Consider the following 23256-nt stretch of genomic DNA (forward strand, 5'->3'; position numbering starts at 1 on the left):
GCTTAAATAAAAGCGTTGATTAAAACGGGAAGCTGTTCGCAGCTTCCCGTTTTTTTATTCTCTGGGTGTGGTAAAAAGGAGGCAGTGTGTGATTTTGCTAAGTAAATGTAAGAAAGTGTGGCTTGGCCGCAACCAAATAAAAGGCAGCAGAGGCCTTTATGAGAAAACAGTTAACAGGGATGTTGGGGCTATCGCTGAGCGCTATTAGCCCGCTGGCAGTGGCGCTTGGGTTGGGCCAGGCAACGGTAAGTTCGCCGTTAGATGCGCCGCTTGAGGCCACTGTGCCGCTTCAGGAAAGCGAGCATTTCGCGCTGAGTGATTTACGTGTCGACCTGGCAAACGAATCGGCGTTTAGAGCGCTGGGGTTGGAGTGGACACCCCTTACGGCAAGTATCAGTGTTCAGGTTCAAGAGCAGCCAGCTGGGCATCGACTTTTGCTGCGCTCTTCCCAGGCAGTTCATGAGCCATGGTTGGATCTACTGTTAACGATTTCTTCGCCAGAAGGGCGGCAGACGCGCGCTTTAACGCTGTTGTTTGATCCACCTGAATACGCGTTAGGCAGCCCTGTTGACGCCATTGACTCGGCCGAAGCGACCAGCAGCGCAGCCGCTTCTATGGCATCGGCCGCACGCGATATTGTCTACGTAGCCAGTGGCGATACTCTTTGGAGCGTTGCCGCAAGGGTGAAGCCAGCCGATGTAACCATTCAACAAATGATGACGGCGCTCTTAGCAGCTAATCCCGCTGCGTTTCCCACTGGCAATGTGGATGAACTCCGTGCGGGCCAGACGCTCAATATCCCTACCCGTCAACAGGTTGCGTCACGAACGTCCAGCAATGCTGCCCCGGCGATTCAAGCGATGCGTCAGCCTTTAGGCCGTCAGGTTGAGCCTCAAGAAATGCCTGAAGATCTTGGTGATTCGAGCCCGGAGCAGGCGGGCGAGCCAACCCTGGAAAGTGACGATCAAGGCGCTAATCCATCCCAGGGAGCATCTGGTGCTGTCGCCATCGAGCAAGTGCTCGCTGAACAGCTGTTGGAGGGCCAGGATAGGCTGCTAGCGGCGCTTGACGAGCGCGAAGAAATGCGTGATGAGCTAGTCATGCTGCGTCAAGAGGTGGTGTCGCTAACACAAGCATTGAGTGCGTCTCAGCGCGAGCTTCAGCAAGCTCAAAAAATATCAGATGCGCTGGCGGGGAGTGCCGCGCTGATGGCAAACAGCCATACACCTAACGAGATGCCTAACCTGAACCGTTCGCAGAGTGCGTCAGACACGATTGTTGAGCGCATTACCGCCTATCAATGGCCGCTTGCTAGTACTGCGTTAGCGCTTTTGTTGGGAGCGCTAGTATGGTCTCGCAGACGTCGCGAACGGCAGTGGGAAGATGTTCCGCCCACTTCATCAGTTTATAACGCTGATACGATGCCAACTGCTACGTTTTCACCTACTACGTCTTCACCTACTACGTCTTCACCTACTACGTCTTCACCTACTACGTCTTCACCTACTACGTCTTCATCTACTACAGAACCACCAGCGCGGGATTCATCAACAGCCGATACAGTACCGGCTAACAGTAAGCCAGTACCGATAGTTGAGGCCGAACGGCAGGAGACGTCTTCGCCTTCAGTCATGGGGAGCAGCCAATATGGGCGGAAGAGCGTCGAGGAACGCTGGGAAATCGAAGAGGTGGCATTTGAGCCACGACGTCGGGATAATGGCACATCCTAACTATCTTCTATGTGACGTGGCTTCATGACGCTGTTTTACCATTTTGACGAAACAAAGCCCTTAACGGGGCGCCTAGCGATGGGCATTGAATATGATGGTACGCGCTTTTGCGGCTTTCAGCGTTTGAAGCACGCAGCTTCAGTTCAGCAAGCGGTGGAAGATGCGCTGGAAAAAGTGGCCAGCGCCCCAGTGCGTATTCATGCCAGTGGTCGAACCGATTCTGGCGTGCATGCCACCCGTCAGATCATCCATTTTGACCCGCCTGTTCAGCGTTCTGAAAAAGCCTGGATTTTTGGCAGCAACACCAACCTTCCTAGAGACGTCGCTGTGCGCTGGGTAAAACCTGTGTCCGATGACTTCCATTCCCGCCTGGGCGCACTTGGGCGTCGCTATCGTTATATTTTGTTGAATCAAATTAGCCGTCCGGTGTTAGAACGCCACAACGTAACTTGGTGTCGAGATCCGCTAGATGCCGATGCTATGCATCGGGCGGCACAGGCTTTAGTAGGCGAACATGACTTCAGCAGCTTTCGAGCGGCGGGCTGCCAGTCCAAAACGCCTTGGCGGCAAATGCACTTTGTAGAAGTGAAACGCTATGGGCCAATAGTGGTCATTGATATTCAGGGCAATGCTTTTTTGCACCACATGATTCGCAATATTGCGGGGGCGCTGGTCAGCGTAGGGCGCGGCTCACAAGATGAAGGGCACATTGCGCGCCTGCTGGCACTGAAGAATCGCCGAAAAGGCGATGTCACTGCACCAGCCTGTGGCCTTCATTTCGTAGACTCACTTTATGACGAACGATTTGATCTGCCCAAAGAGCCGTTAGGCCCCAACCTGCTCGCATTTACCGGTGAGTGGACCGGGGAACGTCAGTTACCTGATAATCCGCGCATTGCGGCACGGCGCAAGTTGACGTTTAAGAGTCAGACGCCTTTAAACCAAGAGTCAGCGCCTTCAGAGCAGCAGGAGACCCCATTATGAACGCGCGTTCTGGTCGTACACGGATTAAATTCTGTGGCTTAACTCGCCATGAGGACGTCGCGCTGGCAGCATCGCTTGGTGTGGATGCGCTTGGCTTCGTGATGTGGCCTAAGAGCGCCCGCAGCATAACGCCTGCTGTGCTGGAAGAGTTGGCAGTGGAAGTACCTGCCTTTGTGACGCGTGTGGGGTTGTTTGTTAATCAGCCCGCTGAATTCATTGAGCAGTGCTTACCTTACTTGGATTTAATTCAGTTTCATGGTGAAGAGCCTGCCTCGTTCTGTCAGCAGTTTGGACGGCCTTGGATTAAAGCACTGCGCATGCGTGATGATATCGACCTGCATCAGGCGGCGGCTGACTACTCGCTTGCGCAGGCGCTGCTATTAGATGCCTATCGACCTGGTATCCCAGGGGGAACGGGAGAGACGTTTGATTGGTCTAGAATCCCCGCAACCTTAGAAAAACCTGTTATCCTGGCTGGTGGGTTAACGGCTGATAATGTGGCTTCTGCGGTTAACCAAGTAATGCCTTATGCTATTGATGTCTCTGGTGGTATAGAAATATCTCATGGCATAAAAGATGCCGAGTTAATGGCATCTTTTGTTCAAAATGTGGCGTTAGCCTGCGCCCATTAAGCTCATTGCGTAGCGTACCCGACAGGGTGACTACGCCTCATTGTTAGTTCATTTATTGTTTGCCTGTTCTGGCGATCTTGTGAGGTATGCCTGTGACTGTCTCAGCGACTGAAACCAAGTTCAGCGACCTGACCCGAATGCCGGATGCCCGTGGTCATTTTGGCCCCTACGGCGGCCGGTTTGTGTCGGAAACCCTGAGCTTTGCCCTGGAAGAGTTAGAGCAGACCTACCTGAGTCTGCGTGATGATCCCGATTTCCAGGCTGAGTTTGACCGTGATCTTGCCCATTATGTGGGGCGTCCTTCGCCGCTTTACCATGCAGAGCGTTGGTCACAGTCGTTAGGTGGCGCGCAAATTTGGTTGAAGCGTGAAGACTTGAACCACACAGGTGCCCACAAGGTTAATAACACCATTGGCCAAGCGCTGTTAGCCAAAAAAACCGGCAAGCCCAGGGTTATTGCTGAAACCGGAGCAGGCCAGCACGGTGTTGCTACGGCGACTGTGGCAGCTCGCTTAGGCCTGGAATGTGACGTTTATATGGGGGCGGCAGACGTTCAGCGCCAGAAGCTGAACGTTTATCGTATGCGCCTGTTGGGTGCACGTGTAATTCCGGTCGAATCAGGCACTCGTACGCTTAAAGACGCAATGAATGAAGCCTTGCGTGATTGGGTCACCAATGTTGATAACACGTTTTACATTATCGGCACCGTGGCGGGTCCGCACCCTTATCCGCAGTTGGTGCGTGATTTCAACTCGGTAGTGGGGCGTGAGGCGCGCCAACAGTCATTAGCGCAAATTGGGCGTTTGCCAGATGCGCTAATTGCCTGTGTGGGCGGTGGTTCCAACGCCTTGGGCCTATTCTATCCCTTCGTCGAAGATGATGCGGTGGCGATGTACGGTGTCGAAGCCGGTGGCGATGGTATCGAAACAGGCCGACATGCCGCGCCGCTTTCGACTAATGCGCCGCGTGGTGTTTTGCATGGCAACCGAACTTACTTGATGTCTGACGAAGCGGGACAAGTGTCTGACACGCACTCGATTTCTGCTGGCCTCGACTACCCAGGGGTTGGGCCTGAACACGCGCTATGGAAAGATGTTGGGCGAGTTAACTACGTAGCCGCAAACGATAAAGAAGTGCTGGAAGCGTTTCGTGAACTGACGCACATGGAAGGGATTATGCCAGCATTGGAATCGGCCCATGCGCTTGCTCATGCGAAGGTGCTGGCACCGACCATGCGCCCTGACCAGCATATCGTGGTCAACCTTTCTGGTCGTGGTGATAAAGATATCATGACCGTTGCGAACATCGATGGCATTGAGTTTTAAGGGCTAGCATGAACCGTATTGACCAGCGTTTTTCCGAATTAAAAGAGCAGGGTCGTAAGGCCCTGATTCCTTATATTACCGCCGGTGACCCTGCGCCTCAGTACACTGTGGGCTTTATGCATGCCCTAGTAGAGGCGGGGGCTGATATTATTGAGCTTGGCGTGCCGTTTTCAGACCCAATGGCCGATGGCCCGGTGATTCAAAAGGCCTGTGAGCGCGCGCTTAAGCAGGGCACTCGCTTGGTTGACCTGCTGGATATGGTCGCTGAGTTCCGCCAAGTGGATGCTAAAACGCCTATCGTGTTGATGGGGTATCTCAATCCGATAGAGCGGATTGGCTATGAAACGTTTGCTGATAAAGCGGCAAGCGTTGGCGTTGATGGCGTGCTCGTGGTAGATATGCCGCCTGAAGAGGCTGATGAGTTCGGCCCGCTGTTAAAAGCCCGCGATTTAGCAGCGATTTTCTTGGTTGCGCCTACCACTTCCAATGCTCGTGCCGCTACAATATGCGCCCACGGTGAGGGCTATCTCTATTATGTTTCGCTTAAGGGCGTTACCGGTGCTGCTACACTCAATGCTGACGATGTGGCAGAGCATCTCGCGCCCTTGCGCGAAATGACCGATTTGCCATTATGTGTTGGCTTCGGTATCCGCGATGGTGTGACTGCCGCTGAAGTGGCGAAAGTCGCTGATGGTGTGATTGTTGGCAGTGCGCTAGTGAACCGCATTGCAGAGAGCGTTGACGCACCTGAAACCATTGCTGGTCAGCTTAAAAGCGTGTTGGGCGAAATGCGCACCGCGATGGATGCCTAAGCGCATTCCCTCATCGTCTACACTGAATTGATTGACGACACTCATCAAGCTTGGCGTTGCTAAGCATGACGTATACGGAAACTTTTTGATATGAGCTGGTTAGACAAGATTGTGCCCTCCATGGGGCGTATCCAGCGTAAAGACCGTCGCGCCAGCGTGCCCGATGGCCTCTGGCGTAAATGTCCCAAGTGCGAAGCGGTTCTCTATCTCCCTGAGCTTGAGAAGCACCACAGCGTCTGCCCCAAGTGCGACCACCATTTACGGTTGACCGCGCGTAAACGTTTGGACTGGTTTTTGGATAAAGAGGGGCGACAAGAGATCGCGGCTGAGATTGAGCCTAATGATCGCTTGAAATTTCGCGACTCTAAAAAATACAAAGACCGCTTAACGGCTGCCCAAAAAGAGACCGGTGAAAAAGATGCGCTGGTCGCTATGCGTGGTGAGCTAGACGGGCTCCCGGTTGTGGCTGTTGCCTTTGAATTTACCTTTATGGGTGGCTCAATGGGGGCGGTTGTGGGCGAGAAGTTTGTCCGCGCGGCAACCATTGCCCTTGAAGAGCGACTTCCGCTGATCTGCTTTGCCGCTTCTGGTGGGGCACGGATGCAAGAAGCACTGTTTTCACTCATGCAGATGGCCAAAACCTCGGCAGCGCTTGAAAAGCTTAAGCAGTCGGGTGTGCCTTACATTTCTGTTCTGACAGATCCAGTGTTTGGCGGGGTATCCGCATCGCTAGCGATGCTGGGCGATCTAAATATCGCCGAGCCCAATGCCTTGATTGGTTTTGCTGGCCCGCGCGTTATTGAACAAACCGTCCGTGAAACGCTGCCGGAAGGTTTTCAGCGCAGTGAATTTCTGCTGGAACACGGCACCGTAGATATGATTGTGCATCGTCATGAAATGCGTGCTCGTGTTGGTGGTGTGCTGCGTAAGCTGACTCATAATATCGCGCTACCTACCGAAGGTGATGTCAGTGACGACGCATCGATTGACGAGCCGTTGGTTGATGAAGCGCCAATAGCCGATGCTGTAGATGCAACAGACGTTGATACGCCTGAAACGCATAGCGAAGCCAGCACCGTTAAGAGCGACGATTCGACCCGCAATGCCTAAGTCTATAGCCCCTGAATCTTTAGCTTCTGACTCTTTAACTCCAGGGTCTTTAGCCGAATGGCTGCACTACCTTGAAACCCTACACCCCGTAGGGATTGATATGGGGCTTGAGCGCGTAGCAGAAGTTGCCAAGCGCATGGGGTTACTAAACAGCCCGATTGCACCACAGGTGATTACGGTGGCAGGTACGAATGGCAAGGGGTCAACCCTTGCCATGATGGATGCTGTCGCACGCACGCACGGTTTGCGGGTGGGGACTTATACTTCGCCCCATCTAGTACGCTATAACGAGCGTGTCACGATCAATGGTGACCATGCTGACGACCAGCGGCTAATGACTGGTTTCTCTCGCGTAGAGGAAGCTAGGCTACAAACGCCTGAAATTAGCTTAACCTATTTTGAGGCGGGAACGCTGTGCGCCCTCTGGTGCCTAGCACAGGAAAACCTCGACTTAGCGCTGCTCGAAGTTGGTCTGGGTGGGCGATTAGATGCTGTCAATATCATTGATGCAGACGTTGCTATTGTTACCACCATTGCTCAGGATCATGCCAATTTTTTGGGGTCTGATATTGCCCAAATTGGCCGAGAAAAAGCAGGCATCTTTCGTGCTGCAAAACCCGCTGTATTGGGCAGTCGACTGCTTCCCAGCAGTGTAGCAGAGGCTGCCAATGCAATTGCCGCTCCTGTTTACTGTCTTGGTGAAGCTTTTAGCCACTCAATTACTGATGACTCTGCCGCTGATAGCCTGTCTGAATGGAGCTGGAGTGGGCTGAACTGCCAGGGAGAGGTTATTTCTCTGGCAGGCCTTCCTGATCCCGGTTTGCCAATTGATAATGCAGCAACGGCTCTCCAAGCATTGACACTTAGCGGATTAGTGGTGAATGCAGACGCATGCCGCCGTGCGTTTCATGGGGTGCAAGTGCCAGGACGTATGCAGTGGATAGGGCAGTGGTGCTTGGATGTCGGGCATAATCCTCATGCAGCCGATTATGTCGCTAGGCGACTCCCATCGGTGCCTGAGGGTGGTCGGCAGTGGGCGTTGATCGGCATGCTCAATGATAAAGACGCTGATGGTGTTATTAGTGCTTTGCTACCCCGCATTACTGACTGGGTATGCGTGGCGTTGGAGGGCGAGCGTGGTCGGTCAGCTGCCGAGCTGGCGGGGCGTATCACATCTTTGGGTGGACGTGTGCATCTTTGCGCCAGTTCCCCAGAGGCCGGAGTACAGATAATGGCTGAGCAGTTGGCACCCTCCGACCGGGTGTTAGTTACCGGCTCGTTTTTTACAGTTGCGGCCTTGTTGGAAATAACACTGCCGCAAGCTTAATCGGCCTAACCGTTGTGCTCGCTAAGCTTGATGGAGAGGGATATGAAATACGGTAAAACGGAACGCATCAGTGGTATTGTCATTTTACTCGCGTTGCTGGCGATTTTCGTGCCGTGGTTGATGAGTGATCCTGCTCCCCGAGAAGAGCGCCCTCAGCCTACGTTTGTTATTGAACGGCCTGTAGAGGCAACACAGCAAGATGTTCCGGCTCCGCAAATGCCGTCATCCATCAACACGTCCTCAAGTGAAGGTCGTTCTGTAGATAGCGCGGTCAATAGTGTGCCAATTGATGCCAATCCAAGGCAGCCTCAAACCGGTCAAGCCAGTAGCTCTAACGCGCAGAGTGCTGGAGCAAATGATCCAATTGCTGAGTTAATGGCTGCAAATAACCGTGATAACGCGTCTACAAGTTCTTCTGCCAGCTCTTCTAGCACATCATCGAATGCTGCTGGTCCAACATCTTCTTCCCAAGGCGAGTGGGCCGTTCAAGTGGGAAGCTTTGGTAATGCGGATAACGCGCAGCGGCTAAGTGATCAGCTTACTCAGGCGGGGTTTAGTGCCTATCTACGCGAGCGTGATAATAACCTCACCTCTGTTTATGTTGGGCCATATGCGACGTCTGAAGATGGTGAGTCTGCGATGGCGATTATTAAGCAGCGTGCCAATGTACAGGGCTTGTTAGTGCGAGTGAGAAATTAACTTATGGCACTTACTTGGATAGACGCGCTTTTCCTGGCGGTGCTGGCACTTTCCATGTTGGCCGGCTTTACGCGCGGATTTGTCAGGGAAGCTCTTGGGCTGGCCGCATGGGTAGTCGCCTTGTTGGTAGCGCGGGTCTTGGCAGAGCCGGTGGCGGATCTAATGAGCGGGTTCATCGACAGTTTCGATGCGCGCTTAGTGTTGGCATTTATTTTAGTGATTTTTGCAGTCATTTTACTTTGTGGGATTGTGATCCGCCTTGTTCATGCGGCGGTAGAGTGGGTCGGTATGGGGTTGCTTAACCGCTTTGCGGGAGCTGCCTTTGGGCTTGCTCGTGGCGCTGTCATTTTATTGGTGGCAACCGTCCTTATTACACTAACGCCCTTAGCTGAGCTACAGGCTTGGCAAGAAGCTGAGCTACGGCCGACGTTTATTGAGCTGCGCGATTGGGCGGTAAGCCAGTTAGATCAATGGGAGCGGGAGCTGCCACAAGCACCTGACTCGCTTCGCGATATTTCGTTGCCAGATTTCCGCGCTCAGGAAGAGCTAGTTCCACAGCCTTTTACGCCAACATCTGAGAATGGTGGCCAGTGAGACACTGCTTAATGTTGGCTCAACGCGACGTGATGTTTAGTTAGTAATACAGTTAGCCGCTGTCTACCAATGCCCGCTTTTGCGATCGAAAAATAGGCAGTGGCTCACATTCGTTTGATGAACGTACGGGTTTGCTACGGTGAACCATGGCACTAAAGCGAGGTAACTTGAATGTGCGGTATAGTGGGCCTTCTGGCCAAGCAGGCGGTAAATCAGGGAATCTACGATGCTCTGACCGTACTTCAGCATCGGGGCCAGGACGCTGCCGGCATGATGACTTGGAGCGAGGGACGCTTCCTACTGCGCAAGAGTAACGGGCTGGTGCGAGATGTGTTCCATACCCGCCACATGGCTCGCCTAAAAGGTAACCTTGGCATTGGTCACGTACGTTATCCAACCGCTGGTTCCTCTAGTGAAGCTGAGTCTCAGCCGTTTTATGTCAATTCTCCCTACGGTATTGCGCTGGCTCACAACGGTAACCTGACTAACTCTGAGCAGTTAAAGCAAGAACTTTTCTCGACTGACCTTCGTCACATCAATACCAGCTCTGATTCTGAAGTTTTGCTAAACGTATTTGCCCATGAGCTGGGTAAGCAGGGTCTGCACCTGGAAGCCGAGGATATTTTTGATGCCGTTCGTAGAGTGCACCGGCGCTGCAAAGGCGGCTACGCGGCGGTCGCGATCATTAACGGTTTTGGCATGGTGGCATTTCGGGATCCTCATGGTATTCGTCCCGTGGTATTTGGTACTCGCCAAAGTGACGAGGGCCAGGAGGTCATGATTGCTTCGGAATCCGTCGCCCTAGATGTAGGTGGCTTTGAGCTGGAGCGTGACCTTTCACCAGGTGAAGCGATTTTCGTCGACATGCAGGGACAGATTCACACCCAGGTGTGTGCTGATCGACCTGTGTTGACTTCCTGTATTTTTGAGCATGTTTACCTGGCGCGCCCCGACTCTATTCTTGATGGTGCCTACGTGTATGGCACGCGTATGCAGATGGGACGCAAACTTGGCGACCGCATTCTTAACGAATGGCCTGATCACGATATTGACGTTGTCATTCCAATTCCCGATACGTCGCGCACCTCTGCCCTTGAGATGGCTCAGCACTTGGGTGTGACCTACCGCGAAGGGTTTATGAAGAACCGCTATATTGGCCGTACGTTTATTATGCCGGGCCAAACGCAGCGTAGAAAATCGGTGCGTCAAAAATTGAACGCCATTGATGTCGAATTCAAAGGCAAAAATGTGCTGCTGGTGGATGACTCTATTGTGCGAGGAACCACCTGTAAGCAGATTATTCAGATGGCTCGCGATGCAGGGGCTCGTAAAGTGTATTTCGCTTCTGCTGCTCCGCCCGTTCGCTACCCCAATGTCTATGGCATTGATATGCCAGCAGCAAAAGAACTGATTGCGCATGGCCGCACAGAAGAAGAGGTTGGCCAACTGATTGGTGCAGATCGAATTTTCTATCAAGACCTGGAAGATTTGAAAGCAGCTTGCCGTGAGGTTAATCCTGAGATGGATGAGTTTGATTGCTCAGTCTTCGACGGTAACTACGTCACTGGCGATATTGATGATGCCTACTTGGCGGTGCTTGAAGCGAGTCGTAATGACGCGGCTAAAGATCAAAGTGCGGGCGACCATGCGCTAGTGGATATGCATAACCAAGATGATGATGATCTTGACGACTAATGCCGCTTAATAGCTCGTATTACAACTTTTATTGACGTTTTAAAAGGTGCTCAGCCATGCATGATGATAGTCACCAGGATGATTGGTCGCTAGAGACCCTTGCCATTCGCGCGGGCCATCACCGTACGTTTGAGCAAGAGCATGCCGAGCCCATTTTTCCCACTTCAAGCTTTGTTTACGAAAGCGCGGCTGAAGCCGCGCGCAAGTTTGGGGGGCAGGAGCCGGGCAACGTCTATTCGCGCTTTACTAATCCTACTGTGCATACGTTCGAGCGCCGTTTGGCGGCGCTTGAAGGTGGTGAGCGGTGCGTGGCAACAAGTTCGGGTATGTCGGCCATTTTATCGACGGCGTTGGCACTGCTAAGTGCCGGCGATGAAATTGTTGCATCTCGGTCGCTGTTTGGTTCTACCGTGAGTTTGTTTGACAAATACCTGGGAAAATTTGGCATCACGACTCGTTATGTAGAGCTATCTAACGTTTCTGCCTGGGAAGAGGCCATCGGCCCAAATACTAAACTGTTGTTTGCGGAAACACCTTCCAATCCACTGTCTGAAGTCGCAGATATTCCAGCATTAGCTGAACTTGCTAAGCGTAGTGGTGCACTTTTGGCGATTGATAACTGCTTCTTAACACCGGCACTTCAGCAGCCAATTGCACTTGGCGCTGACTTGGTTATCCATTCAGCAACGAAGTATCTGGATGGCCAGGGACGTGCTGTGGGTGGCGCGGTGGTTGGTAAACACGACGTATTGGAAGAAGTGTTTGGTGTGGTACGTACTTGCGGGCCTTGCCTGAGTCCCTTTAATGCGTGGATTTTCACCAAAGGTCTTGAAACCTTGTCGTTGCGCATGAAAGCGCATTGCGAAAATGCGCTGACTTTGGCGCTCTGGTTAGACCAACACCCGGCCGTTAATAAAGTGTATTACAGTGGTTTAGAAGCCCACCCTCAGCATGCGCTTGCCAAAAAACAGCAGCAAGGGTTTGGTGCCGTGTTGGGTTTTGAAGTGAAAGGAGGGCAGGCGGGAGCCTGGCAAGTGATTGATGCAACGCGCATGCTGTCCATCACTGGCAATCTAGGGGATGTTAAAACGACGATTACCCATCCGGCTACCACCACCCATGGGCGTCTTTCTGATGCGCAGAAAGATGCTGCGGGCATCATGCCAGGGCTGATTCGCGTAGCGGTGGGGCTGGAAAGCCAGGCTGACATTCAGCGCGATCTTGCTACTGGGTTGGATGCTTTGGCGGCTGGCTGAGCGATTCAAATAGCGTTTTGATAAGCCGGCCATCAGTGGCCGGTTTTTTATTGCTTGCTTCGCTGACGGCGTTTTTTAACTACGACTTTAGGAATGTTTTTAACAAACGTTTTTTACGAATGGTATGTTCTGCTTTTTTCAGCAGTGCTTTGATCATTAAGACGGTATGCTTTATATAGCAATGTGCTTACAGCGGGCATGAACAATCGCTGTTTAGAACGAGGAAAGCAAGGATGTGGCGGAACACGCAGAGTGGATGGGGAGTCATTAGTATTGCTCTTCACTGGCTTAGTGCATTAACCATTGTAGGGTTGTTTGCTCTAGGTTGGTGGATGACAGATCTTGGCTACTACGATACATGGTATAACCAAGCACCGTGGGTACATCGCTCGATTGGTATTTTGTTGTTAATAGCAACTTTTGCTCGCTTACTATGGCGCTTGATTCAACCAACGCCTCATGCAGAGGGTAGTCGCTTTGAACGTCTAGCTGCCCATGCTGGGCATATAATGTTATATGTCTTGTTATTGTTAGTGCTTGTTAGTGGCTATTTGATTTCTACTGCCAACGGGCGCGGAATTAGTGTGTTTGATTGGTTTGAAGTGCCAGCGCTGCTCCACGGGCTTCCTGATCAAGCTAGTCTGGCAGGCGATGTTCACTGGTACAGCGCCCTGGCACTTATGGTATTGGCCGCAGGGCACGCGCTAGCCGCGATGAAGCACCATTGGTGGGATCGCCACTCGACACTCGTGCGGATGGTTAACCCTGCTCATGGCCGCAAGCGGTAATGGAATTTTTTTGTCCACTGCGCTGATAGTTTGCTCGTAGTGTTTATTAGGAAAATAAAGGAGATTTCCACGATGTTAAAGAAAACCGCTTTTGCTACTGCAATTGCCGCCGCTTCGCTAGCTACGTTCAGCCAAGCGCAAGCAGCAGAATATCAAATTGACACTGAAGGCCAGCACGCCTTTGTTCAATTCAAAATTAGCCACCTCGGCTTTTCCTATATTCTGGGTACTTTCGAAGAGTTTGACGGTCAATTTTCTTATGACCCAGAAGATTTAGAGGCCTCTTCTGTAGAAATGGAAGTGCAGGTGAGCAGCCTGAACACTAATCATGCAGAGCGTGATCGTCACTTCTTGAGCAGCGATTTTCTTGATGCCAGCGAATATCCTACGGCAACTTTCACTTCAACAGGTTTTGAATCAACGGGTGAAAATGAAGGCGTCGTAACCGGTGAGCTAACGCTTCATGGTGAGACACAAGAAATTGAAATGCCTGTTACCTTAATGGGTGAAGGTGATGACCCCTGGGGCAATTACCGTGCAGGTTTTGAAGGCAGCACCATGTTAACACTGGGTGATTTCGGCATTGATATGAGCGACTTCCCAGAATCAATGCACGAGCTGGAGCTTTACGTGACGTTTGAAGGCATTCGTCAGTAAGCGAGTGTAAGCAAAAAGCGCCATCACCCTTGCCTGGGTGATGGCGCTTTTGCGTTGGGAGTTACTAGAAACAACTTACATCTCGTAGGTTGTAAGTATTGTTAACTAGGTGGCGTTCACCGTTATCTACTCTGTTTTGAGGATTTCTCTTTGGCAGCGGTCATTATGCAGCAACGCGAGCTGGCGATAACCTTATGGCGTCAAACGTGGCCGATGGCCATTGGCGTGTTGGCGCTATTGGGTTTCCAGCTTGTAGATAGTGCTTTTATTGCCCGTTTGGGAACAGCGCCCTTGGCCGCTCAGTCGTTTACCTTTCCTTTGTCATTTCTGATTATTGGTATTCAAGTGGGAATGGGGATCGCGATTGCGGCGCTGATTTCCCGAGCTCTAGGGGCTGGAGAAGAGAGTAGAGCGAAGCGGTTAGGTAGTCTGGTGCTAATTGCCGGTGGGCTTGTCATCGGTCTATTAACTGTAGTGCTCTGGTTTCTTCAAGTACCCATATTCAGGTTGCTAGGTGCCGATGATAGCGCGCTGGTCTATATTCGCGCTTACTGGGGGCCACAGCTATTTTCGGCTTGGCTAGGCGCGCTGCTCTATTTTATCTATAGCGTGTTTCGTGCTCACGGCGATACACGGCTGCCAGGTAAGATGATGGTGCTTAGTAGCCTTGTTAATCTGGGATTGGATCCGCTATTTATTTTTGGTATTGGTTCTTGGCAGGGGTGGGGGCTAGCGGGCGCGGCTTGGGCGACCGCCATTGCATTTTTTGTGGGGCTGTTATTCAGCAGTATTAAACTAAAGCATCGAAAGTGGACGACGAATACCGCACTATGGCAAGAAGCTAGGCGCTCGTGGCGGCTTTTTACCGGTATTGCTGCTCCTGCTATGGTTAGCCAGTTGATGCCGCCACTGGCGGCGATGTTGGCGATTGCGGCTGTTGCTAGCCTAGGAGATACCCAAGTGGCGGCTTGGGGACTTGCCAGCCGCCTAGAAACGGTTTCGCTGATGGTGATATTGGCGATGACGATGTCGCTACCACCATGGCTTGGGCGTTGCTATGGCGCGGGCGACTGGGGACAGATTCAGCAACTGATGCGCTTGGCAGTGAATGTCGCGTTGATATGGCAGCTTAGCCTGGGGCTGTTGCTGGCGCTGGCTTCACCCTGGGTGGCTATGGTGTTAGCCGGGAACCAGGAGGTGCAAAGTGAGCTCGCGCTGCTAATTCGCTTTTTGTTGCCAAGTTATGCTGCGCTGGGCGTGTGTATGCTGGTGGTGTCTGCAGGTAACGCTCTCGGCTGGCCACTTAGAGCAATGCTGCTTTCAAGCGCACGCTTGTTTATTTGCTATCTACCTTGTTTATGGTTGGGTGCGCAGTTGTTTGGCTGGACAGGCTTAGCCGCTGGTGCGGCATTGGGTAACGTGTTGGCAGGTATGGTTGCTTGGATAGTGCTCAAGCGCATTTTATCCCGCCCGCATCGGCAGGCGGGATTCAGCAAGTAATGCAGTTTAGTGCTTCTTGGGGGCTTCCTGGAACGAGAAGTACATAAACAGTAATGCCATGCCCAAGTAACCCATGACAAATTCAGGCGCCGCGTTGAAGGCCAGTTTTGGGGCGTGCATCAGTCCTACAAATGAGAAGCCTGCCGCAATGGCGGCGAATGCGGCTGCACGCCGGAACTGATGATCGATCACCGATACTGTCATGGCCCCTAGGAAGATGGCCATAAACATCGCACCTTGTCCCATGACAACAATGGCACTGGAAATATCGCTGACGACGTCACCAGCACCCCGGTTGAAGCGTGTCATTACGTAGTTGGCAAAGTAGGGCAGCATCGCCAGCGCAATGGCCGGATAATAGCGGGTATCGTTCGCTTGAAATGCAGTGGCTATCATCGACATGCCGACAAATACCAAGATAGGGGCCACTACTGAGACCGGAATAATGGCCGCTAAGGCAGCGATCAGACCAAACATGGTGGCGAGGGCATAAACGGCACCGTTTAAAATGCTGTAGCCTCGTCCTGCCCCCATCCACTTCGCGCCCACCGTTGCGATATAAACAGTTGTCGGGAATACGCCGCCAAATAGAGCGCCGATCATCGTGCCTGCTCCATCCACTGCCTGGCACTCGCGCACATCGTATTTATCGCCAGCCGCTTCCATCGCTTCAACGTTATTCATGGTTTCAATAGCGTTATAGAGGGTGATGGGGAGCACGACGGTAAGTACGGCCAGCATGCCGGTAAACAGCAAGCCTAGCCCTTCATACCATGCCAAATTAGGCAGTAGGGGGTAGAACCCTAAATGTGTAAAAGCATCGCTAAAGCGTTCACTGCCCGCATCGCCAATCAAATATGCCATCGCAGTACCGACCACAATGGCAAACAGCGATGTCGGTAGCTTAAATGGCATGCTGACGCGGGCCACAAGACCAACAATGATAATGCCGAGCACCAGAAGTCCAATGATAGGCATTTCCAGGGTTTTAAATAGCATCTCACCGGCAATAAAGGTGAGTGCGACGCCAGCAACAGCGCCCAACATGGCCGCCCGTGGGAGGTGATACTGCACCCAGCGGCCAATAATGCTAATCAAGGCTTCTATTGCGCCGCTAATAAAGCAGGCGGCCACGGCAACTTTCCAGGCTAATTCCGCGTCACCGGTTAACTGCTTGGCGGGGAGCAATACGCCGAATAGAAACACAAACATGACCGGTGTGGAGATGCCGTAGGAGAGCGCGGTGACATCGCTGCGGTTTTCTTTGCGTGCGAGCCTAGCGGCACTCCATGCGTAATAAAAATTGCCTGCCATGACTGCCACTGCGGCACCAGGTAACACCTGACCATACACAATGGATGTGGGGAACCCCATGCCCAGCATGGTAATTGCGATAATGACAAAGTTGGCAATATTGTTTTGAAACAGCGCGAAGAACGCGTCGGTATCTTCTTTTTTGTACCACGGATAGTGAGTGCCGACAGCCGCCATGATAGGCCTCTTAGTTATGGTGTGTTGTATACAAGGCTATGCTGAGTGTGCCGAAGATTTGACTGATCGGTCAAGCATTGCGTTGTAGCGGACGCCGCACGGGCGCCCCAGGCTCTGGCGGCAAGCGGGCAATTGTACATAACAATCGCTTGCCTGTTCAGTGGCTTATCTTCAATTCATCTACAAAAACGCCCAGGCAATTTGCCTGGGCGTTTTAGCTGTTGACACTAAGGTTAACAACTCACTGGCGTTATTCGTTAACGGCAGCGATGGCTTTAGCGAGGTAAGGTAAATTCTCGTGTGAGAATCCTGCAACGTTGGCACGGCCAGAGCGCACCATGTAAATACCGAATTCGTCACGCAGGCGGTCTACTTGCTCGGGGGTTAAACCGGTGTAAGAGAACATGCCACGCTGTTCTGCAACGCATGCATACTTTTCATCAAGGCCGTAAGGCTTAAGGGCTTCAACGAAGTCGCGACGCAGCGTATTGATGCGATCACGCATTTCGGTCAGCTCTTCACGCCACATTGCAGACAGCTCAGCGTCGTGGAGAATTTCGCTAACAATCGCGCCGCCGTGGGCGGGAGGGTTAGAGTAGTTCTCACGGGCCACAATGGCAGCCTGAGAGCGAACGTTCTCCATCTGCTCGGCGTCTTTTGCAATCAGGATCAAGCAGCCAGTGCGTTCGCAGTAAATGCCAAAGTTCTTTGAGCAGGAACTGGTGATGATAACTTCATCAAGGTTTTCGGCCAGCAGACGAACACCATAGGCATCTTCGTCCAGGCCTTCCCCGAAACCTTGGTAAGCAAAGTCAACCAATGGCAGTAGTTTGCGCTCGCTCAGTACCGCCATTACTTCTTGCCACTGATCTTTGGACAGGTCAAAGCCGGTCGGGTTGTGGCAGCAAGCGTGAAGTACCACAACGTCGCCTTCAGGAATCTTTTTCAGTGCTGCTAACATACCATCGAAATCAAGGCGGTTGTCAGCATCAACGTAGGGGTACTTGTGAAGTTCGATACCTGCAGCGGTGAAAATGCCGTGATGGTTTGGCCAAGTAGGATCGCTGACCCAGATTCCTTTTCCAGGAAGCTGGTGAGCAATAAAGTCAGCGGCTAAGCGTAGTGCACCTGTTCCACCAGGAGACTGGGTAGCGCTCGCGCGGTTGGCTTTCAATACGGAAGAATCTGTACCTAATACCATAGGCAGCACAGCATCACCGTAAGCAGGGGCACCGTGAGAGCCAATATAGGTCTTGGTGGTTTCATTCTTGAGCAGGCGAGCTTCTGCTTCCTTGACAGCGCGCATGACCGGCGTATTGCCTTGTGCATCGCGATATACGCCAACCCCTAAATCGACTTTCTGGGGATTGGTGTCTTTTTTGAAAGCTTCGATCAGCCCGAGAATGGCATCTCCTGGGACTCGCTCAATTTGCTCAAACATTTATTCGGCTACCTCGTCGGTTCTGGCGGCAAGAATGAAATCATTAAGATGCAGGCCCTTTATTGCATGAGACCACCATGTCACGGTGGTTTTACCCCACTCAGTAACAATGACAGGATGGTGCCCAGCCTGCTCTGCTATATCGCCAACGCGCTGGGTGAATGCCAGGGCATCGGCAAAGTTGCGAAACGTAAACTGTCTCGTCAGCTTCATGATGCCATCGTGGTCAACAATCTGCCACTCTGAAAGTGCTTCTAGATGGGGTTGGCATGCGCTATAAGTGAGCGGTATGGCGTTGCTACTGCAAGGTTCACAGGTTTTCTGAGCAAGCGTTGTCATGTGTTGCCTCCTTTTAAAATTGCTCTTATTAGGGTAGAAGGCATACACAGTCGCGACCAACCTCTTTCGCGCTGTATAGAGCTTGATCAGCGCGCTCTATTAAGTTGGCTAAAGGCTCACCGCACCGATACTCCGCTACACCAATGCTCACGGTTACTTGGCCGGCACCGATTCCAAAATCGTAGCTTGCGATGGCATGTCGGAGACGGTCAGCGAGTTTATGGCATTGTTGCAGCGGTGTAAGCGGCAACACGACCATAAACTCTTCACCTCCAAGTCTTGCCACCATATCTTCGCAGCGCAGGAGTTGCTGAGTTTGCACGGCAAGTTGTTCAAGTACGCTATCGCCCTGCAAGTGTCCCCAACGATCATTGAGCTGTTTAAAATAATCTATATCTACCATCATGATAGATAAAGGCGTCCCATGCCGCGTGCTTAATGAGGCTAGGTGCGTTAAGTGCACCATGAGTTTGCGACGGTTAGGCAATCCCGTTAAAGGGTCGGTGTCGCAGAGTTTTCTTAGTCGCTGCTCTTCAGCGACTTGATCAGTAATATCCATCATGATGCCGCTCCAGCGAACACCATTGGATGCCGGGGAAGGGTTAGCACTTACCGCAATCCAGTGCGGTTTTCCTTTAGGGAAGGGGAGGCGGAAGCGAGTTGTGAGCGGTAGCATCCAGCGTGCAGATCGCTCAATAGACGACATGATTTTGGGGTGATCGTGACCGGTTAGGTGTTCAATAAGTTGGCCAGCGTCATGCGCTAATTGTTGTCGGTCGATGTGTGCCAGCGCCTCGCCCCCGCCTTCCAGATAGGGAAAGTGCATACGGCCGCAATGTGATCGATAGAATTGAAAAATAACCCCTGGTATCTGGGATATCAGACTATCAGTACTGTGCGGTACTGGGGCTGTATCATTCACGAGCATGCGTGAAGCTCCAAAGCATATGCCAAATAAAAGTTAATCGTAAAGGTTAGCCCTAAAAACGTAACTAATATGTAAGCCATTACTGACAATGCTTGCTTTTTTTAAAATCAATTGATCTATATATATTCTATAAAAGAATTTTAGTGTGACGTTAAGTGTCTTCCATAGAAACTTTGGCGCGACACGGGAAGGCCTATTGCATTTTAATAGATTGGATCATTTTTTATTGTCGGGGTGTTTCTTTGAGCGAAGTAAAGGCAGCCACTATAAAGACAGGCCATTCGGCTAGCGCTCAAAAAGTTGGCGGTGGTTTGGTAAGTTTGGTAGGTGCTGGCCCAGGGGATCCAGAGCTATTGACGTTGAAAGCGTATAAGCGGCTTCAGGTAGCAGAAGTGGTGCTCTACGACCGCCTCGTTAGCGATGAAGTGCTAGCCCTGATAGGGCCTAAGGCTGAGCGATTTTACGTTGGCAAGGCGAAGGCGTTGCACAGCGTCCCTCAAAATGAAATTAACCAAACATTGGTGGCTTGGGCCAGGCAAGGTAAGCAAGTTGTGCGTCTCAAGGGGGGAGATCCCTTCATTTTTGGCCGAGGTGGAGAAGAATTAGAAACGCTCATGGCTGAAAATGTGGCGGTAGAAGTCATCCCGGGTATTACCGCGGCATCCGGTTGTGCAGCTTATGCGGGCATTCCTCTGACACACCGAGATCATGCGCAGTCAATTCGCTTAGTCACGGGCCACTTGCAACATGGAGAGAGCACGCTTGATTGGCAAGCGTTAGCTAGCCCTGGACAAACCTTGGTATTTTATATGGGGCTGAGTAACTTAGAGGCCATTTGCCAGGCTTTGATGGACCATGGTCTCGCACCCAGTACCCCTTTGGCGCTGATTGAACAGGGCACAACACAGCACCAATGTACGCATATTGGTTCTTTGCAACAGCTGCCTGAGGCATTTCACCAAGGTGAGATTACACCGCCTACATTATTGATTATTGGCAGTGTTGTGTCATTACATGCCACGCTTTCTTGGTTTGAGGTTGCCGCTGCCGATGCGATAGGCTTTAAGGAAAGTAAACACTAGGCTAACCAGCAAACGGGTAACCGTATGGGCCGTTAGTCATATACGTTGATCGCTGGCTAGATGTTGCTAGATGTGTATGCTAGTAAAAGAATGTCAGGTGCTAAATGTCTATCAACGCTGCTGATATCGGTAGCCTAAAAAAGAAGAGAGGGACGCAGTATGCCAGAAGCAAACCACTCGGATAATCAAGCGTCAGCGAGTAAGCCAGGCATGAAAACGCTTTTTAAAGACAACCGTGTCAAAGGCATTGCTGGTATTGCCGCCATTGCTGTTATTTGGGCAATTATGGCGCAATCGAACTCGGGCACACGGCAAGAGCGTGTCGAAACGTTAGAAGGCCAGTTAGCCAGCGTCGAGCAAGATAATAACCAGCTTAGCCAGCGGATTGCAGAAGTCGAGCAAGCTGAGACCGATTTAAGTGTAATGCGTGAGGAAATGGCATCGCTGGAAGAGCAGCAGGCTCAGGCACAAAGCGATCTAGAGTCCGCTCAGCGTGATACAAGTGCGGTGCAATCGCGTCTTGAAGAACTAGAAGCTGAGCGTGATGCACTTCAGCAAGAAGTCGATACGTTAAGTGAGCAAGTGGAAAGCGCTGAAACCGATTTGCAAGCACTCAAAGAAGAACGTGATCAAGTGGTAAGCGCGCGTGACGAAGCTGAGTCTGCTCGCCAGGAAGCTGAAGAAGCTCGTCAAAGTGCCGAAGAGTCCCGCCAAGAAGCGGAGTCGGCACGTCAGCAAGCTGAACAAGAGCGTCAGGAGGCCGTTGACGAGCTTAGTGCCGCTCAAGAGGAACTGTCGGGTTTAGAAACCCAGATTAGTGAAGCTAGCGAACAACTGTCCGGTACTGAGGAAGAGGTGTCAGCCGTTCAAAGTGAATTAGATAATTTGCAAAGCGAGCGTGACTCGCTCACCAGTGAGCGGGATGAGTTGCAAAGCGAGGTTGATTCGTTAACTCAACTGCGTGAAGAAGAGCAACAGAGCCTCGACCAAGTGCGCAGCGAGATGGATGATCTTATGGTCGCGCTGGATATTGGTCGTGAAGAAGTAGCCAATGTTGAAAGTGATATTGAAGCCCGTGAAGAGCAGCTTGCACGCTTGGAAACCCAGCTTAGTGATTGGCGTGACGAGCTTTCATCTTTGGAGAGTCGTTTGCATGTAAGCGATGCGGCGAATGACGAAGTGCCTTCTCTTACTGATGAGCAGAGTGACAACGCTGATTCAAATGGTTCTGAGCAAGCTGAAGAAGCAAGTTCTGAAGAGCAGGATCAACAAAACAGTAACTGATCTATACACTTGATCGTGCGCTGATTGCTAGCGTAATAAAGCGGATGTAGGTACCCCCTGCATCCGCTTTTTGTATGTTGGTTTAGATTGTATGTTGGTTTAGAAATAGGCCGCCTAGGAGTATCATTCAAACCACGGATAGATTAGTCGCAATAGACAGGAGTGCCATTGATGGACGGTGTAAAACATATAGTAGCAGTGGCATCGGGGAAAGGTGGGGTCGGCAAATCGACCGTTACTGTGAACTTGGCACTAGCGCTTTCTGCCCAGGGGTATCGTGTTGGCGTACTGGATGCTGATATTTACGGCCCTAGCCAAGCGCAAATGCTGGGTGTTAAAGAAGGCGTACGGCCTCAGGCGACGGAGGACAATAAGTTTCTGCCGCTAGAAGCGCACGGCCTTCAAGCGATGTCGATGGCCTTTATGGTTAATACCCGTGAGGCGATGGTCTGGCGTGGCCCGATGGTCGTGGGTGCGTTTCAGCAAATGCTGACACAAACCCAATGGGATAATCTGGATTTCCTGCTGATTGATATGCCGCCAGGTACCGGCGATATCCAACTGACGCTGGCGCAAAAAGTGCCTGTTTCAGGCGCCGTGATTGTCACCACGCCTCAGGATATTGCGCTCCTTGATGCCCGCAAAGGCATTGAGATGTTCCGTAAGGTCAATGTGCCAGTGCTTGGCGTGGTAGAGAACATGAGTCTTTATCATTGTGAAAATTGCGGCCACGAAGCGGCTATTTTTGGTACCGGTGGCGGCGATCGCATCGCGGAAGAGTATGATACGACAGTTCTTGGGCGGTTGCCGTTAACGCTTTCTATTCGTGAGCTAGCTGACTCTGGTCGCCCCAGCGTGATTTCCGAACCCGATAGCTCAGTGAGTCGCACGTTTGCAGATATTGCCAAACAAGTGGCGCAATCGGTAAATGCCAGCCATAGCGGCGGCCCCACTATTTCTTTTAGCGAGTGATGACGTAACAAATGAGTATTAAATCTGATAAGTGGATTCGTCGCATGGCACAAAGCGATGCCATGATTGAACCGTTTGAAGCTGAGCAGGTGCGCTATGTGAATGATCAGCGCGTTATTTCTTATGGCACGTCGAGCTACGGTTACGATGTTCGCTGTGCCGATGAATTTAAAGTGTTTACCAACATACATTCGGCTATTGTCGATCCCAAAGCGTTTGATGACAAAAGCTTTGTCGATGTTAAGGGGGATGTGTGTATTATCCCGCCGAATTCCTTCGCATTAGCACGCACGGTTGAGTATTTTCGTATTCCGCGCAGTGTGCTGACGATTTGCCTTGGAAAATCCACTTACGCGCGCTGTGGCATTATTGTCAACGTAACGCCGCTTGAGCCAGAGTGGGAAGGGCATGTGACGCTTGAGTTTTCAAATACTACCAACCTGCCTGCCAAGATTTATGCCCATGAAGGGGTAGCTCAGATGCTATTCCTTGAGTCTGATGAGATGTGCGAAACATCTTATAAAGATCGCGGTGGTAAATATATGGGTCAACGAGGCGTTACGCTGCCTCGCACTTAATATCCGCAAGCTAAACGAAAAACGCCTTACGC

General features: G+C 51.6%; 22 protein-coding genes. 18 read left to right on the forward strand and 4 right to left on the reverse strand.

Annotation, left to right across the window (positions count from 1 at the left end):
- Positions 1–158 precede the first annotated feature (158 nt).
- From ACN06F_RS07785 to ACN06F_RS07850, 14 genes are all read left to right on the forward strand, one after another.
- Positions 159–1730, forward strand: a complete 1572-nt coding sequence (locus ACN06F_RS07785) for a type IV pilus assembly protein FimV (RefSeq protein WP_433924982.1) — start codon at positions 159–161, stop codon at positions 1728–1730.
- A 24-nt stretch (positions 1731–1754) separates the two neighbouring features.
- Positions 1755–2714 carry a tRNA pseudouridine(38-40) synthase TruA gene (truA, locus tag ACN06F_RS07790; protein ID WP_038483709.1) on the forward strand — a complete coding sequence of 320 codons (960 nt, stop codon included), beginning with the start codon at positions 1755–1757 and terminating at the stop codon, positions 2712–2714.
- The gene (locus tag ACN06F_RS07795) at positions 2711–3346 is read left to right on the forward strand and encodes a phosphoribosylanthranilate isomerase (RefSeq protein WP_038483711.1); all 636 of its coding nucleotides are present in this window, start codon (positions 2711–2713) and stop codon (positions 3344–3346) included. The genes truA and ACN06F_RS07795 overlap by 4 nt, the downstream gene beginning before the upstream one ends.
- 86 nt (positions 3347–3432) lie before the next feature.
- Positions 3433–4671, forward strand: a complete 1239-nt coding sequence (gene trpB, locus ACN06F_RS07800; RefSeq protein ID WP_038483713.1) for a tryptophan synthase subunit beta — start codon at positions 3433–3435, stop codon at positions 4669–4671.
- Between the two features lie 8 nt (positions 4672–4679).
- A complete protein-coding gene (trpA, locus tag ACN06F_RS07805; RefSeq protein WP_009723460.1) occupies positions 4680–5483 on the forward strand; it encodes a tryptophan synthase subunit alpha in 804 nt (267 codons plus the stop codon).
- A gap of 90 nt (positions 5484–5573) precedes the next feature.
- On the forward strand, positions 5574–6593 hold the full coding sequence (gene accD, locus ACN06F_RS07810; RefSeq protein WP_038483715.1) for an acetyl-CoA carboxylase, carboxyltransferase subunit beta: 1020 nt from the start codon (positions 5574–5576) through the stop codon (positions 6591–6593).
- Positions 6586–7920: a bifunctional tetrahydrofolate synthase/dihydrofolate synthase gene (folC, locus tag ACN06F_RS07815; RefSeq protein ID WP_051626458.1), complete on the forward strand. Its 1335-nt coding sequence runs from the start codon at positions 6586–6588 to the stop codon at positions 7918–7920. Before accD ends, folC begins: the two co-directional genes overlap by 8 nt.
- A 42-nt stretch (positions 7921–7962) precedes the next feature.
- Positions 7963–8619 carry an SPOR domain-containing protein gene (locus ACN06F_RS07820; protein WP_038483717.1) on the forward strand — a complete coding sequence of 219 codons (657 nt, stop codon included), beginning with the start codon at positions 7963–7965 and terminating at the stop codon, positions 8617–8619.
- Between the two features lie 3 nt (positions 8620–8622).
- Complete coding sequence (locus ACN06F_RS07825; RefSeq protein WP_038483719.1) at positions 8623–9213, forward strand: CvpA family protein; 591 nt, start codon at positions 8623–8625, stop codon at positions 9211–9213.
- 171 nt (positions 9214–9384) lie between these two features.
- Positions 9385–10908 (forward strand): amidophosphoribosyltransferase, encoded by a 1524-nt coding sequence (gene purF, locus ACN06F_RS07830; RefSeq protein ID WP_038483721.1) that lies wholly within the window; start codon positions 9385–9387, stop codon positions 10906–10908.
- Between the two features lie 56 nt (positions 10909–10964).
- Entirely contained in the window at positions 10965–12164 is a 1200-nt protein-coding gene (locus ACN06F_RS07835; RefSeq protein ID WP_433924983.1) for an O-succinylhomoserine sulfhydrylase, read from the forward strand.
- A gap of 233 nt (positions 12165–12397) precedes the next feature.
- On the forward strand, positions 12398–12952 hold the full coding sequence (locus ACN06F_RS07840) for a cytochrome b (protein ID WP_433924984.1): 555 nt from the start codon (positions 12398–12400) through the stop codon (positions 12950–12952).
- Positions 12953–13024: 72 nt separating this feature from the next.
- Complete coding sequence (locus tag ACN06F_RS07845) at positions 13025–13609, forward strand: YceI family protein (protein WP_433924985.1); 585 nt, start codon at positions 13025–13027, stop codon at positions 13607–13609.
- Positions 13610–13774: 165 nt separating this feature from the next.
- A complete protein-coding gene (locus tag ACN06F_RS07850) occupies positions 13775–15109 on the forward strand; it encodes an MATE family efflux transporter (RefSeq protein ID WP_038486733.1) in 1335 nt (444 codons plus the stop codon).
- A gap of 6 nt (positions 15110–15115) precedes the next feature.
- Here ACN06F_RS07850 and ACN06F_RS07855 read toward each other — a convergent pair whose 3' ends face one another.
- The 4 genes from ACN06F_RS07855 to ACN06F_RS07870 all read right to left on the reverse strand — a co-directional run bounded on the left by ACN06F_RS07855 (position 15116) and on the right by ACN06F_RS07870 (position 19308).
- Positions 15116–16600, reverse strand: coding sequence for a uracil permease (locus ACN06F_RS07855; RefSeq protein ID WP_038483730.1), 1485 nt, complete (start codon positions 16598–16600; stop codon positions 15116–15118).
- 250 nt (positions 16601–16850) lie between these two features.
- The gene (locus ACN06F_RS07860) at positions 16851–18041 is read right to left on the reverse strand and encodes an aromatic amino acid transaminase (protein ID WP_038483732.1); all 1191 of its coding nucleotides are present in this window, start codon (positions 18039–18041) and stop codon (positions 16851–16853) included.
- Positions 18042–18380: a 4a-hydroxytetrahydrobiopterin dehydratase gene (locus ACN06F_RS07865; RefSeq protein WP_038483733.1), complete on the reverse strand. Its 339-nt coding sequence runs from the start codon at positions 18378–18380 to the stop codon at positions 18042–18044. It abuts the gene before it with no gap.
- Between the two features lie 28 nt (positions 18381–18408).
- Positions 18409–19308 carry a GGDEF domain-containing protein gene (locus ACN06F_RS07870; RefSeq protein WP_038483735.1) on the reverse strand — a complete coding sequence of 300 codons (900 nt, stop codon included), beginning with the start codon at positions 19306–19308 and terminating at the stop codon, positions 18409–18411.
- A 311-nt stretch (positions 19309–19619) separates the two neighbouring features.
- Here ACN06F_RS07870 and cobA point away from each other — a divergent pair, with 311 nt between their 5' ends.
- The 4 genes from cobA to dcd all read left to right on the forward strand — a co-directional run bounded on the left by cobA (position 19620) and on the right by dcd (position 23224).
- Positions 19620–20390 carry a uroporphyrinogen-III C-methyltransferase gene (gene cobA, locus ACN06F_RS07875; protein ID WP_433925113.1) on the forward strand — a complete coding sequence of 257 codons (771 nt, stop codon included), beginning with the start codon at positions 19620–19622 and terminating at the stop codon, positions 20388–20390.
- A gap of 159 nt (positions 20391–20549) precedes the next feature.
- Positions 20550–21674: a kinesin K39 gene (locus tag ACN06F_RS07880; RefSeq protein ID WP_038483737.1), complete on the forward strand. Its 1125-nt coding sequence runs from the start codon at positions 20550–20552 to the stop codon at positions 21672–21674.
- Positions 21675–21845: 171 nt separating this feature from the next.
- On the forward strand, positions 21846–22646 hold the full coding sequence (gene apbC / locus ACN06F_RS07885) for an iron-sulfur cluster carrier protein ApbC (RefSeq protein WP_051626459.1): 801 nt from the start codon (positions 21846–21848) through the stop codon (positions 22644–22646).
- Between the two features lie 11 nt (positions 22647–22657).
- A complete protein-coding gene (gene dcd / locus ACN06F_RS07890) occupies positions 22658–23224 on the forward strand; it encodes a dCTP deaminase (protein WP_038483741.1) in 567 nt (188 codons plus the stop codon).
- The last annotated feature ends 32 nt before the right edge of the window (positions 23225–23256 follow it).

This window comes from Vreelandella sp. 21 (assembly GCF_050995515.1).
Lineage (GTDB): Bacteria > Pseudomonadota > Gammaproteobacteria > Pseudomonadales > Halomonadaceae > Vreelandella > Vreelandella alkaliphila.

Coding starts and splice junctions, on each gene's coding strand:
- accD (WP_038483715.1), top strand. CDS start 5,574: ATGAGCTGGTTAGACAAGATTGTGCCCTCCATGGGGCGTATCCAGCGT.
- ACN06F_RS07820 (WP_038483717.1), top strand. CDS start 7,963: ATGAAATACGGTAAAACGGAACGCATCAGTGGTATTGTCATTTTACTC.
- truA (WP_038483709.1), top strand. CDS start 1,755: ATGACGCTGTTTTACCATTTTGACGAAACAAAGCCCTTAACGGGGCGC.
- ACN06F_RS07835 (WP_433924983.1), top strand. CDS start 10,965: ATGCATGATGATAGTCACCAGGATGATTGGTCGCTAGAGACCCTTGCC.
- ACN06F_RS07825 (WP_038483719.1), top strand. CDS start 8,623: ATGGCACTTACTTGGATAGACGCGCTTTTCCTGGCGGTGCTGGCACTT.
- dcd (WP_038483741.1), top strand. CDS start 22,658: ATGAGTATTAAATCTGATAAGTGGATTCGTCGCATGGCACAAAGCGAT.
- ACN06F_RS07845 (WP_433924985.1), top strand. CDS start 13,025: ATGTTAAAGAAAACCGCTTTTGCTACTGCAATTGCCGCCGCTTCGCTA.
- ACN06F_RS07795 (WP_038483711.1), top strand. CDS start 2,711: ATGAACGCGCGTTCTGGTCGTACACGGATTAAATTCTGTGGCTTAACT.
- purF (WP_038483721.1), top strand. CDS start 9,385: ATGTGCGGTATAGTGGGCCTTCTGGCCAAGCAGGCGGTAAATCAGGGA.
- ACN06F_RS07870 (WP_038483735.1), bottom strand. CDS start 19,308: ATGCTCGTGAATGATACAGCCCCAGTACCGCACAGTACTGATAGTCTG.
- ACN06F_RS07785 (WP_433924982.1), top strand. CDS start 159: ATGAGAAAACAGTTAACAGGGATGTTGGGGCTATCGCTGAGCGCTATT.
- ACN06F_RS07880 (WP_038483737.1), top strand. CDS start 20,550: ATGCCAGAAGCAAACCACTCGGATAATCAAGCGTCAGCGAGTAAGCCA.
- trpB (WP_038483713.1), top strand. CDS start 3,433: ATGCCTGTGACTGTCTCAGCGACTGAAACCAAGTTCAGCGACCTGACC.
- ACN06F_RS07840 (WP_433924984.1), top strand. CDS start 12,398: ATGTGGCGGAACACGCAGAGTGGATGGGGAGTCATTAGTATTGCTCTT.
- trpA (WP_009723460.1), top strand. CDS start 4,680: ATGAACCGTATTGACCAGCGTTTTTCCGAATTAAAAGAGCAGGGTCGT.
- folC (WP_051626458.1), top strand. CDS start 6,586: ATGCCTAAGTCTATAGCCCCTGAATCTTTAGCTTCTGACTCTTTAACT.
- ACN06F_RS07860 (WP_038483732.1), bottom strand. CDS start 18,041: ATGTTTGAGCAAATTGAGCGAGTCCCAGGAGATGCCATTCTCGGGCTG.
- apbC (WP_051626459.1), top strand. CDS start 21,846: ATGGACGGTGTAAAACATATAGTAGCAGTGGCATCGGGGAAAGGTGGG.
- ACN06F_RS07850 (WP_038486733.1), top strand. CDS start 13,775: ATGCAGCAACGCGAGCTGGCGATAACCTTATGGCGTCAAACGTGGCCG.
- ACN06F_RS07865 (WP_038483733.1), bottom strand. CDS start 18,380: ATGACAACGCTTGCTCAGAAAACCTGTGAACCTTGCAGTAGCAACGCC.
- ACN06F_RS07855 (WP_038483730.1), bottom strand. CDS start 16,600: ATGGCGGCTGTCGGCACTCACTATCCGTGGTACAAAAAAGAAGATACC.